Annotated in this window: 10 protein-coding genes; 9 read left to right on the forward strand and 1 reads right to left on the reverse strand. The window is 64.2% G+C overall.

What is annotated here, in order from left to right:
- Positions 1-78 precede the first annotated feature (78 nt).
- Genes ald through GTP41_RS04595 form a run of 7 tightly spaced genes read left to right on the forward strand, consistent with a single transcriptional unit; the run spans position 79 to position 9,520 of the window.
- The gene (ald, locus tag GTP41_RS04565) at positions 79-1,194 is read left to right on the forward strand and encodes an alanine dehydrogenase (RefSeq protein ID WP_161024396.1); all 1,116 of its coding nucleotides are present in this window, start codon (positions 79-81) and stop codon (positions 1,192-1,194) included.
- A 15-nt stretch (positions 1,195-1,209) separates the two neighbouring features.
- A complete protein-coding gene (locus GTP41_RS04570) occupies positions 1,210-2,712 on the forward strand; it encodes a CoA-acylating methylmalonate-semialdehyde dehydrogenase (RefSeq protein WP_161024397.1) in 1,503 nt (500 codons plus the stop codon).
- 12 nt (positions 2,713-2,724) lie between these two features.
- Positions 2,725-4,092 carry an NAD(P)-dependent oxidoreductase gene (locus tag GTP41_RS04575; RefSeq protein ID WP_161024398.1) on the forward strand — a complete coding sequence of 456 codons (1,368 nt, stop codon included), beginning with the start codon at positions 2,725-2,727 and terminating at the stop codon, positions 4,090-4,092.
- Entirely contained in the window at positions 4,092-5,378 is a 1,287-nt protein-coding gene (gene preA, locus GTP41_RS04580; protein ID WP_161024399.1) for an NAD-dependent dihydropyrimidine dehydrogenase subunit PreA, read from the forward strand. The genes GTP41_RS04575 and preA overlap by 1 nt, the downstream gene beginning before the upstream one ends.
- On the forward strand, positions 5,375-6,853 hold the full coding sequence (locus GTP41_RS04585; RefSeq protein WP_161024400.1) for an NCS1 family nucleobase:cation symporter-1: 1,479 nt from the start codon (positions 5,375-5,377) through the stop codon (positions 6,851-6,853). The genes preA and GTP41_RS04585 overlap by 4 nt, the downstream gene beginning before the upstream one ends.
- A 2-nt stretch (positions 6,854-6,855) precedes the next feature.
- Positions 6,856-8,247: a dihydropyrimidinase gene (hydA, locus tag GTP41_RS04590; RefSeq protein WP_161024401.1), complete on the forward strand. Its 1,392-nt coding sequence runs from the start codon at positions 6,856-6,858 to the stop codon at positions 8,245-8,247.
- A gap of 37 nt (positions 8,248-8,284) precedes the next feature.
- Positions 8,285-9,520, forward strand: coding sequence for a Zn-dependent hydrolase (locus tag GTP41_RS04595; protein ID WP_161024402.1), 1,236 nt, complete (start codon positions 8,285-8,287; stop codon positions 9,518-9,520).
- A 9-nt stretch (positions 9,521-9,529) separates the two neighbouring features.
- On the opposite strand, the gene GTP41_RS04600 is transcribed toward GTP41_RS04595, so the two are convergent.
- Positions 9,530-10,165, reverse strand: coding sequence for a TetR/AcrR family transcriptional regulator (locus GTP41_RS04600; RefSeq protein WP_161024403.1), 636 nt, complete (start codon positions 10,163-10,165; stop codon positions 9,530-9,532).
- Positions 10,166-10,259: 94 nt separating this feature from the next.
- On the opposite strand from GTP41_RS04600, the gene GTP41_RS04605 reads away from it, so the two are divergent.
- Positions 10,260-11,396 carry an acyl-CoA dehydrogenase family protein gene (locus GTP41_RS04605; protein ID WP_161024404.1) on the forward strand — a complete coding sequence of 379 codons (1,137 nt, stop codon included), beginning with the start codon at positions 10,260-10,262 and terminating at the stop codon, positions 11,394-11,396.
- A gap of 10 nt (positions 11,397-11,406) precedes the next feature.
- Complete coding sequence (locus GTP41_RS04610; protein WP_161024405.1) at positions 11,407-12,612, forward strand: acetyl-CoA C-acetyltransferase; 1,206 nt, start codon at positions 11,407-11,409, stop codon at positions 12,610-12,612.
- Positions 12,613-12,624 lie beyond the last annotated feature (12 nt).

Here is a 12,624-nt window from a genome sequence, read left to right on the forward strand (position 1 = left end):
CGGCAGACGAGCAGACGGGGTCTGACCCTATGGGTCAGACCCCGGTTTACCGGGTTTAAAAAAACAGAGGAGACAACCATGTTGGTAGGCGTACCGAAAGAGATCAAGAATCAGGAATCGCGCGTTGGCCTTACCCCGGCCAGCGTCAAGGAACTGACACTCCGCGGGCACCAGGTCCTGGTGCAACACAACGCGGGCGCTGCAATCGGTCTGACCGACGAAATGTACGTGGGCTCCGGCGCCACAATCATCGCCACGGCGGAGGAAATCTTCGCCAAGGCCGAAATGATCGTCAAAGTAAAAGAGCCCCAGCCACAGGAATGCGCCATGCTGCGCGCGGACCAGATCCTGTATACCTATTTGCACCTGGCCCCCGACCCCGAGCAAACCAAAGCCCTGGTCAAATCCGGCGCCGTCTGCATCGCCTACGAAACCATCACCGGCCCGAACGGCGGCCTGCCCCTGCTCGCGCCAATGAGCGAAGTGGCCGGCCGCATGTCGATCCAGGCTGGCGCAGCCCACCTTGAAAAATCCAAGGGCGGCATGGGTCTGCTGCTGGGCGGCGTGCCTGGCGTCGCGCCCGGCCACGTGGTCATTATTGGTGCCGGCGTGGTCGGCACCAATGCCATGCAGATCGCGGTCGGCATGGGCGCCCGCGTCACCGTGCTCGATAAGAACGTCGATCGCCTGCGCCAGCTCGACCTGGTGTACGGCAACCGCATCCAGACCATGTATTCCAACGCCCACACCATCGACGATGCCGTGACCGATGCCGACCTGGTGATCGGCGGCGTGCTGGTGCCGGGGGCCGCCGCACCCAAGCTGGTCACGCGCAGCATGGTGGCGCGCATGAAACCGGGGGCGGTGGTGGTGGACGTGGCGATCGACCAGGGCGGCTGCTTCGAAACCTCGCACGCCACCACCCACGAGAACCCGACCTTCGTGGTGGACGGCGTGGTGCACTACTGCGTCGCGAATATGCCGGGCGCGGTGGCGCGCACCTCCACCTTTGCGCTGAACAACGCCACCATCGGCCACGCCGTTGCGCTGGCCGACAAGGGCTGGGCCAAGGCCATGAAGGCCAACCCGCACCTGCGCAACGGGCTCAATGTCTGCCAGGGGAACGTCACCTATGAAGCGGTGGCGAACGACCTTGGCTATACCTATGCGCCGGCGGAATCCCTGCTGGCCTAATCCACAGAGTCTTTTATGAGCAATCTCGATACTATTACCCACTTTATCAATGGCGCCAAGGTCGATACGGCCAGCGGGCGCTATGGCGATGTGTTCAATCCCGCGCTGGGCGAACCGGTGGCGCGCGTGGCACTGGCCACGGCGGAGGCGGTCGACGCCGCCGTGCGCGCCGCCGATGCAGCCTTTCCATCCTGGTCGAACACGCCGCCGCTGACACGGGCGCGGGTGCTGTTCAAGTATCTTGAACTGTGCCACCAGCATACCGACGAATTCGCGGCGATGCTGACGCGCGAACATGGCAAGACGTTCGCCGACGCCAAGGGTGAAGTGGCGCGCGGAATCGAGATGGTGGAATTCGCGGTCGGCATTCCGCAGATGATGAAAGGCGAGTACACCGACCAGATCGCGCGCGGTATCGATGCCTGGTCGATGCGCATGCCGCTTGGCGTGGTGGCCGGCATCACGCCGTTCAACTTCCCGGTGATGGTGCCGATGTGGATGTTCCCCATCGCTATCGCCTGCGGCAATACCTTCATCCTCAAACCATCCGAGCGCGACCCGTCACCGTCGCTGCTGCATGCGCGGCTGTTGAAGGAAGCCGGCCTGCCGGACGGCGTCTTCAACGTGGTGCAGGGCGACAAGGTGGCGGTGGATGCGCTGCTCGACCATCCGCTGGTGCAGGCGGTGAGCTTTGTCGGCTCCACGCCGATTGCGGAGTACATCTACTCGCGCGGCTCGCAGCACGGCAAGCGGGTGCAGGCGCTGGGCGGCGCCAAGAACCACATGGTGGTGATGCCGGACGCCGACATGGACATGGCGGTAGATGCCTTGATGGGCGCCGCCTTCGGTTCGGCGGGCGAGCGCTGCATGGCGATCTCCGTTGTGGCTGCGGTGGGCGATGCGGGCGACAAGCTGCTGGGCGCACTGAAAGAGCGCACGGCTGCACTGAAAGTGCGCGACGGCATGGCGGCGGAGGCCGAAATGGGGCCGGTCGTCACTGCCGCCGCCAAGCAGCGCATCGAGCGCCTGATTGGCGAGGGCGTGGAGCAGGGCGCGACCCTGGTGGTGGATGGCCGCGACTATAAGGTGGCCGACCGCCCGAACGGCTTCTTCATCGGCGGCACCTTGTTCGACCACGTGACGCCGGACATGACGATCTACAAGGAAGAGATTTTCGGGCCGGTGCTGTGCATGGTGCGCCTGCCGGACATCGGCTCCGCCGTAGAACTGATCAATAAGAACGAGTATGGCAACGGCGTGGCGGTGTTCACGCGCGACGGCGGCGTGGCGCGCGAGTTTGTGCGCCAGATCCAGGTCGGCATGGTGGGCGTGAACGTGCCGTTGCCGGTGCCGATGGCGTTCAATAGTTTTGGCGGCTGGAAGCGCAGCCTGTTCGGCGACCACCACGCGTATGGCCCGGAAGGTGTGCGTTTCTACACCCGCCACAAGGCCGTGATGGAGCGCTGGCCAAACACTGCAAGCGCTGGCGCGCAATTTGCATTCCCCCAGATGAAGTGAGGAAGGAACCCAATGATCGAGTCACTCAAATACATACCGCAGCCGAAAGCCACGAACGAAGAGCTGGCCGGTCATTTCACCGACCTGGCGCCGCCGCTGAACGCGCGCCAGGCGGCGATTGAAAGTTCGCGCTGCCTGTATTGCTACGACGCGCCGTGTACGCGCATCTGCCCGACCGGCATCGACGTGGCGAGCTTCATCCGCAATATCCACGAGAAGAACGTGAACGGCGCCGCCGTCACCATCCTGGAACAGAATATCCTGGGCGGCAGCTGCTCGCGCGTCTGCCCGACCGAGATCCTGTGCGAGGATGCCTGCGTGCGCAACCACGACGCCGAAGGGCAGCCGGTGAAAATCGGCCTGCTGCAACGCTACGCCCTGGACCACGCCACGCTGGACGGCCACCCGTTCCAGCGCGCCGCCAGCACCGGCAAGAAGGTCGCGGTGGTCGGCGCCGGCCCGGCCGGCCTGTCGTGCGCGCACCGCCTGGCCATGCTGGGCAACGATGTGGTGGTCTTTGAGGCGCATGAGAAATCGGGCGGACTGAACGAATACGGCATCGCCAAGTACAAGTTGACCGACAATTTCGCGCAGAAGGAAGTGGACTTTCTGCTGGGGATCGGCGGCATCGAGGTGCGCCATGGCCAGAAGCTGGGCGACAACCTGCACCTCAAAGACCTGCACGCGCAGTACGACGCGGTCTTCCTGGGTCTGGGCCTGGGCGCCAGCCGCGCGCTGGGCCTGACCGGCGAGGACGCGCCAGGCTTGATGGCGGCGGTCGACTACATCGCCGAGCTGCGCCAGGCCGATGACCTGAGCAAGCTGCCGGTGCCGCGCCGGGCGATCGTGATTGGCGCCGGCAACACGGCAATCGATATGGCGGTGCAGATCCAGCGCCTGGGCGCGGAGGAAGTGACCATGGTCTACCGCCGTGGCTTCGACGCCATGAGCGCCACCCACCACGAGCAGGACATCGCCAAGGCCAACCAGGTGCGCATGCAGACTTGGGCCCAGCCGCAGCAAGTGCTGCTGGACGAGGCGGGCCGCGTGCGCGGCATGCGCTTCGAACGCACGGTGCTGGACGGCACGCGCCTGGTGGGAACGGGCATCACTTTCGAGCTGCAGGCTGACGCCATCTTCAAGGCTATTGGCCAGGCGATGGAGCCGGCCGCACTGGCCGATCCGCTGGCCGCGCTGCTGAAGCGCGACGGCGACAAGATCCATGTGGATGACCATTTCCGCACCGTGCTGCCGGGTATTTACGCGGGCGGCGATTGCGCTGCGCCGGGCCAGGACTTGACCGTGCAGGCGGTGGAGCACGGCAAGCGCGCCGCCATGGCGATCCATTCCGACATCCAATCGAAGAAGGGGGCAGCATAATGGCCGACCTGAGCATCAACTTCTGCGGCATCAAGGCACCCAACCCATTCTGGCTTGCCTCCGCACCGCCGACCGACAAAGCCTACAACGTGATCCGCGCTTTCGAGGCGGGATGGGGCGGCGTGGTCTGGAAAACGCTGGGCGAGGATCCGCCGGCGGTCAATGTGTCCTCGCGCTACTCGGCCATCTATGGCAAGAACCGCGAAGTGATCGGCTTTAACAATATCGAGCTGATTACCGACCGTTCGCTGGAACTGAACCTGCAGGAAATCACCGCCGTGAAGAAGGCCTGGCCGGACCGTGCCATTGTGGTGTCGCTGATGCTGCCTTGCGAGGAGGCGGCGTGGGCCGCCATCCTGCCCAAGGTGGAGGCCACCGGGGCGGACGGCATCGAACTGAATTTTGGCTGCCCGCACGGCATGCCGGAGCGCGGCATGGGTTCCGCTGTCGGCCAGGTGCCGGAGTACGTGGAGCAGGTCACCGCGTGGTGCAAGAAGCACACCAGGCTGCCGGTGATCGTGAAGCTGACGCCGAACATCACCGACATCCGCCGCCCGGCGCGCGCGGCCAAGGCGGGCGGCGCGGATGCGGTGTCGCTGATTAATACCATCAACTCCATCACCTCGCTCGACCTGGACAAGATGGTGGCATTCCCCAATGTGGGCGGCGCCAGCACCCACGGCGGCTATTGCGGACCTGCGGTGAAGCCGGTGGCGCTGAATATGGTGGCCGAGATTGCACGCGATCCCGAAACACGCGGCCTGCCGATTTCCGGCATCGGCGGTATCGGCAACTGGAAAGACGCGGCGGAGTTTATCGCCCTCGGCGCGGGCTGCGTGCAGGTGTGCACCGCCGCCATGCTGCACGGCTTCCGCATCGTGCAGGAAATGAAGGACGGCCTGTCGCGCTGGATGGACAGCAAGGGTTACGAGACGCTGGACGACTTCATGGGTAAGGCGGTCGCCAACACGACCGACTGGAAGTACCTGGACATGAACTACAAGTCCATCGCCCATATCAGCCAGGACGACTGCATCAAATGCGGCCGCTGTTATGTGGCCTGCGAGGACACCTCGCACCAGTCCATCTTCCAATTGGTGGACGAGGCCACCGGCACCCGCACCTACAAGGTCAACGAGGAGGAATGCGTCGGCTGCAACCTGTGCGAGATCACCTGTCCGGTGCAAGGTTGTATTACGATGGTCGCAGTCCCAACGGGCAAACCTTATATGAACTGGACGCAGGATCCGCGTAATCCTCGCGCCGAAATCAAGGAGACTGCATGAGCGACAACTCCCAGCTGTGGAACGAAGACCTGGCCCCGACCAATGAATCGCAGCGCACCTGGCGCTGGTATCACTTCGCTGCACTCTGGGTTGGGATGGTCATGTGCATCCCCGCCTACACGCTGGCTGCCAGCCTGATTGAAGGCGGCATGTCGGCGGGGCAGGCGGTGCTGACCGTCTTCCTCGCCAATACCATTGTTCTGCTGCCTATGCTGCTGATCGGCCATGCGGGCACCAAGTACGGCATTCCGTATGCGGTGCTGGCGCGTGCTTCGTTCGGCACGCAGGGCGCCAGGCTGCCGGCGCTGATGCGCGCCATTGTGGCCTGCGGCTGGTACGGTATACAGACCTGGTTCGGCGGGCAGATGATCTATACGCTGCTGGGCGTGATGATGGGCGGCGAGATCGGCGGCGCCAAGATCAGCGGCCTGGGCATCAACGGCGCACAGTTACTGTGCTTCCTGGCGTTCTGGGCGATTCAGTTCTGGTACATCGTGCACGGCATGGACGCGATCCGCAAGCTGGAGACGTATACCGCGCCGCTGAAAATCCTGATCTGCTTCGTGCTGCTGTATTGGGTGTACCAGAAGGCCGGCGGCTTCGGTCCGCTGCTGGACCAGCCTTCGCAGTTCGTGGAAGGCGGCAAGAAGGCGGGCCAGTTCTGGCCGACGTTCTGGCCTTCGCTGACGGCGATGATCGGCTTCTGGGCCACGCTGGCGCTGAATATCCCCGACTTCACCCGCTTCGCCAAGACGCAGCGCGACCAGGTGCTGGGGCAGTCGATCGGCCTGCCGGTGCCTATGGGCCTGCTGGCCGCGCTGGCGGTGATCGTTACTTCCGCCACGGTGGTCTTGTATGGCAAGGCAATTTGGGACCCGGTGGACCTGGCCAGCCGCATGACCGGCGTGGCGGTGCTGGTGGCGCTGATTATCCTGCTGATCGACACGGTGTCGGTCAACCTGGCGGCCAACCTGGTCGGTCCGGCGTATGACTTTTCCGCGCTGTCGCCCAAGCACATCTCCTACCGCACCGGCGGCTATATCACCGCCGCCATCGCGCTGGCGATGATGCCGTGGAAGCTGCTGGAAACCACGCAGGGATACATCTTCACCTGGCTGATCGGCTACTCCGCGCTGCTGGGGCCGATTGCTGGTGTGCTGATCGTCGACTACTACCTGATCCGCAAGACGGAGCTGAATGTCGGCGCGCTGTACGACGAGCAGGGCGAATACAGCTACACCAACGGCTGGAACTCGGCGGCGTTGCTGGCCTTTGCGCTGGGCGTCGGGCCGAATGTGCCGGGCTTCCTCAACGCCGCTTTCCCCGCATCGTTCGGCGACGTGGGCGAAGGCTTCAAACTGATTTATACGTACGCGTGGTTCGTCGGCATCGCCATTGCGGCGCTGGTGTACGGGATCATGATGAAGGGCAGGGCGGCCAAGGCCGCGCAGCCGCCAATTCCGGAGAAGGCATAACCATGGCAACACTGATTCGTGGCGGGACTGTAGTGAACGCGGACCGTGCTTTCCGCGCCGACGTGCTGTGCGAGGGCGACAAGATCGTGGCCGTGGGGCCGGGGCTCGCCGCGCCCGCGGGCGCCGAGATCGTGGATGCCGGCGGCCAGTACGTGATGCCGGGCGGGATCGACCCGCATACGCATATGAACCTGCCGTTCATGGGCACGGTCACGCAGGACGATTTCTTCACCGGTACCGCTGCCGGCCTGGCCGGCGGCAATACCACGATTATCGACTTCGTCATCCCCAACCCGCAGCAACCGCTGCTGGAGGCCTACCACCAGTGGCGCGGCTGGGCGGAGAAGGCGGCTGGCGACTATACCTTCCACGTGGCGATCACGTGGTGGTCGGAGCAGGTGCATGAGGATATGGGCACGCTGGTGCGCAAGCATGGCGTGAACAGCTTCAAGCACTTCATGGCGTACAAGAACGCGATCATGGCGGACGATGAAACGCTGGTGAAGAGCTTCCGCCGCGCGCTGGAGCTGGGCGCGATTCCTACCGTGCATGCCGAGAATGGTGAGCTGGTGTACCAGTTGCAGCAGGATTTGCTGCGGCAAGGGATCACCGGGCCGCGCGCGCACCCGTTGTCGCGCCCTCCCGCCGTGGAGGCGGAGGCGGCCAACCGCGCCATCGCCATTGCGAATGTGCTCAAGACGCCGCTGTATATCGTGCACGTGTCGTGCAAGGAGTCGCTGGACGCGATCACCCGTGCACGCGCCGCAGGTCAGCGTGTGTATGGCGAGGCGCTGGCGGGGCACCTGATTGTGGATGACAGCGTGTACGACCATCCCGATTTTGACTTCGCGGCGGGGCATGTTATGAGTCCGCCGTTCCGCAGCCGCGAGCATCAGAAGGCGCTGTGGCAAGGCCTTCAGGGCGGAAACCTGCATACCACCGCGACCGACCACTGCACCTTCTGCGCCGAACAGAAGGCGGCCGGCCGCAACGACTTCACCAAGATCCCGAACGGATGCGGCGGGGTGGAAGACCGCATGGCCGTGATCTGGGATGAAGGTGTCAACAGCGGCAAGCTGACGCCGTCCGAGTTTGTCCGGGTGACGTCTGCCAATGCGGCGCAGATCTTCAATATTTATCCGCGCAAAGGTGTGATCGCTGCTGGCTCGGATGCCGATATCGTGGTGTGGGACCCTGCGGGTAGCCGTACCATCTCCGCCAAAACGCAGTTTGCCAAGGGCGGGTTTAATGTGTTCGAAGGACGCACAGTCAAAGGCATTCCAAGCACCACGGTAGCGGCGGGGAAGGTTGTGTTCCACCGTGGCGAATTGCGGGCGGTTGAAGGCGCTGGGCGCCACATCGACCGCCCCGCATTTGTACCGACTGCGCCCTGAACGGCGACCCGGTTCAAATAAGACAAAGGAGCAAATCATGAGCGACCTGAGAATCAACAGCGACCGCCTCTGGGACTCGCTGATGGAACTGGCCAAAATCGGCGCCACCGAAAAAGGCGGCGTCAAGCGCCTGACCCTGACCGACCTCGACAAACAAGGCCGCGACCTGGTCACCAGTTGGGCACGCGACGCCGGCCTCTCGATCACCATCGACCAGATCGGCAATGTCTTCATGCGCCGCGACGGCGAAGACAACACGCTGCCCCCCATCATGACCGGCAGCCACATCGACACCCAGCCCACCGGCGGCAAGTTCGACGGCAACTACGGCGTACTAGCCGGCATCGAAGTCGTCCGCACCCTGAACGACCGCGGCATCCGCACCAAAGCCCCCATTGAGGTCGCGTTCTGGACCAACGAAGAAGGCTCCCGCTTTGTCCCCGTGATGATGGGCTCGGGCGTCTTCTGCGGCGCCTTCACCCTGGAACACGCCTACGCCGCCAAAGACACCGAAGGCAAGACCGTCGGCGAAGAGCTGGAACGCATCGGCTACAAGGGCGACCAGGTCCCCGGCCAGCACCCGATCGGCGCCTACTTCGAAACCCATATCGAACAAGGCCCCGTGCTGGAAGATGCCGACAAAGTGATCGGCGTGGTGCCCGCCGTGATGGGCCTGTCCTGGTACGACTGCACCGTGAGCGGGATGGAAGCCCACGCCGGCCCCACGCCCATGCACCTGCGCAAAGACGCCATGCAGGTCGCCGCCCGGATCATCCCCGAGGTGGTTGCCATCGCCAACCGCTACCCGCCGTACGGGCGCGGCACGGTCGGCATGATGCAGGTCTTCCCCAACAGCCGCAACGTGATTCCCGGCCAGGTCAAATTCAGCATCGACCTGCGCAACGTGAACGACGAACTGCTGAACAAGATGCACGAAGAGATCCTCGCCTTCGTCGACAAGACTTCCGCCGACACCGGCCTGCCGATCAAGATCGAACGCGTGTCGTACTACCCGCCATGCCCGTTCCACCCGGATTGCGTCGGCGCCGTGCGCAAGGCCACCGAGAAGCTGGGCTACTCCACGATGGACGTGGTCTCCGGCGCCGGGCATGACGCGATCTACGCCGCCCGCGTCGCCCCCGCCGGCATGATCTTCGTCCCCTGCAAGGACGGCATCAGCCACAACGAAATCGAAGACGCGAAGAAGGAGCACCTGGAAGCGGGTTGCAACGTGCTGCTGCACGCCATGCTGGAGCGCGCCGGCGTCGTATGAAATTCGGGGTCAGCGGCCGAATGCGAGGCGGGTGATGGCGACGGTCGCCTCGTGCGCCAGGTCGGCCAGTTCCTTGTGCTGTGGGCGCGTTTCGGAGATGAACAGCATGGTGCCCAGCATCTGCGCCACGATCAGCGTGCCGCGGATTTCGCACTGGGCCATCGACAGGTCGGGATCGATCTCGTGGATCAGGTTGCGCAGCGTTTTGCGGGCGCGCGTCATCATGGTGTCGAACAGCTTGGTGGCCACCGGATGGCGGTTGGCCAGCGCGGCGATCTCGAAGAACAAGCCGCTCGATACCTGGTCGCGCAAGTCGGCCAGGAAGTAATCAATAATCGATTCGAATAATTCCACGCGCGGCCCGCTGCCGGCGGCGGCAACGCGCTCGTCGATGCCGGCCTGGTAGCGCGCGAAGGTCTGCTCCAGCAGCGCTTCGATCAGGGCATCGCGGCTCGGGTAGTAGTGCTGCACGGTGGACAAGCTGACGCCCACCTGCTGCGCCACGCTGCGCATGGCCAGTGCCGCATAGCCGTCGCGCGCCAGCAACAAGCGCGCCGCTTCCAGGATGGCGCTGGCGCGCTCATAGCCCTTGGTGGTGGTGTTGGAATCCTTTGCCTGCAGGGGCGTGTCTGTCTTTTTTCGCATACAGCGCGGATTATCCGTTCGATTGACAAATCGGTCAACTGACCGATACCATCTAGGTCAGTTGACCTATAACAAAATACGGAGACTTTGCCCGATGATCCCTCGCACTTTATTCACCGAAGAACACGAGATGCTGCGCGAATCCGCGCGCCGTTTCATGGAAACCGAAATCGCCCCGCACCACGAGCGCTGGGAAGAGCAGGGCTATGTGGACCGCGACGCCTGGCAGAAAGCCGGCGCTGCGGGCTTCCTGTGCCCGACCATGCCGGAGCAATACGGCGGGGTGGGCGTGGACCGCCGCTACAGCATGGTGCTGATCGAGGAACAGGCGCGCGTCGGCGCCTCCGGCCCCGGCTTCATGCTGCACTCGGAAATCGTGGCGCCCTACATCCTGCATTACGGCAGCGAGTACCTGAAATCGCATTACATCCCCAAACTGGCGACCGGCGAAATGATCGGCGCCATCGCCATGACCGAGCCGGGCACCGGCTCCGACCTGCAGGGCGTGACCACCACCGCGATCCGCGACGGCGAGCACTATGTGCTGAACGGTTCCAAGACCTTCATCACCAACGGCTGGAATGCCGACTGCGTGATCGTGGTCGCCAAGACCGATCCGAGCGCGGGCGCCAAAGGCATCAGCCTGTTCGTGGTGGACACCTCGATGGCCGGCTTCAGCAAAGGCAAGCGCCTGAAGAAGGCCGGCATGAAGGCGCAGGATACGTCCGAGCTGTTCTTCGAGAACGTGCGCGTGCCGGCGCAAAACCTGTTGGGCGAGGAGGGCGCCGGCTTCAAGTACCTGATGCAGGAACTGCCTTGGGAGCGCATGCAGATCGCCATCATGGCGGTGCAGGCCGCCGAATCCGGCCTGGAATGGACGGTGCAGTACACGCGCGACCGCAAGGCATTCAAGCGCCCGATCGCCGAGTTTCAGACCATCGCCCACGCGCTGGCCGAGATCAAGACGGAAGTGCAGATGTGCCGCGTGTTCGTGGACCGTTGCATGGAGCTGCTGCTGGAAGATAAGCTGGACGCCGCCACCGCCTCCATGGCCAAGTACTGGACCACCGAGATGCAATTCCGTGTGCTCGACAAGTGCGTGCAGCTGCACGGCGGCTATGGCTATATGTGGGAATACCCGATCACCCGCGCCTGGGCCGACGCACGCGTGCAGCGCGTGTATGGCGGCACCAATGAAATCATGAAAGAACTGATCAGCCGTACCCTGTAAGGAGAACAGCTTGGAAGCGTATATCTTTGACGCCGTGCGCACCCCGCGCGGCAAGGGCAAGAAGGATGGTTCACTGCATGGCGTAACGCCGCTGCGCCTGGCGGAAACCGCGCTGCGCGCGCTGGTCGGCCGCAATCATTTCGACAGCGCGATCATCGACGACGTGGTGCTGGGTTGCGTGGAGCCGGTGGGCGAGCAGGGTGCCTGCATCGGCCGCGTGGCGGCACTGGCCTCCGGCTATGCCGAATCCGTGGCGGGCGTGCAGATCAACCGCTTCTGCGCTTCCGGGCTGGAGGCGTGCAATATGGCGGCGGCGCAGGTCCTGTCCGGCCAGTCCGATATGGTGGTGGGCGGCGGCGTGGAGGCCATGTCGCGCGTGCCGATGGGCTCCTCCGGCGGCGCCTGGCCGGTCGATCCGCAAAGCGCATTCGACTCCTATTTCGTCCCGCAGGGTATTTCGGCGGATGCTATCGCCACCATCTGGGGCTACAGCCGGCGCGATGTGGATGCCTACGCGGTGGAATCGCAACAGCGTGCGCACCGTGCCTGGCAGGAAGGCCGCTTCGCGCGCTCCGTGGTGCCGGTGCTGGACCGCAACGGCCTGACGATCCTGGCGCGCGATGAAATGGTGCGTCCCGAGACCAGCGTTGAATCGCTGGGCGCCTTGAAGGCATCGTTCGCCGAGATGGGGGCCAACTTCGGTTTCGACGCGGTGATCACCCAGCGCTATCCTGAGATCGAACGCATGCAGCACGTGCACCACGCCGGCAACAGCTCCGGCATTGTGGACGGCGCGGCAGCGGTGCTGATCGGCACCCGCGAGGCGGGCGAACGCGCCGGGCTGAAGCCGCGCGCGCGCATCCGCTCCTTCGCCTCCATCGGCAGCGAGCCGTCGATCATGCTGACCGGCCCAAGCTACGCCGCCGAAAAGGCGCTGAAGCGCGCCGGCATGAAGGCGTCCGATATCGACTTGTATGAGCTGAACGAGGCGTTCGCCTCCGTGGTGCTGCGCTTTATGGAAGTGATGAACGTCCCGCACGACAAGATGAACGTGAACGGCGGCGCCATCGCCATGGGCCACCCGCTGGGCGCCACCGGGGCCATGATCCTCGGCACCCTGCTGGACGAGCTGGAACGCCGCAACCTGCAAACCGGCCTGGCCACGCTGTGCGTGGGTGCGGGCATGGGCACCGCCACCATCATCGAGCGCATTTAAGGGAGACGGACA

Origin of the sequence: Pseudoduganella guangdongensis (assembly GCF_009857475.1) — a bacterium.
In the GTDB taxonomy this organism is placed as follows: domain Bacteria; phylum Pseudomonadota; class Gammaproteobacteria; order Burkholderiales; family Burkholderiaceae_D; genus Rugamonas; species Rugamonas guangdongensis.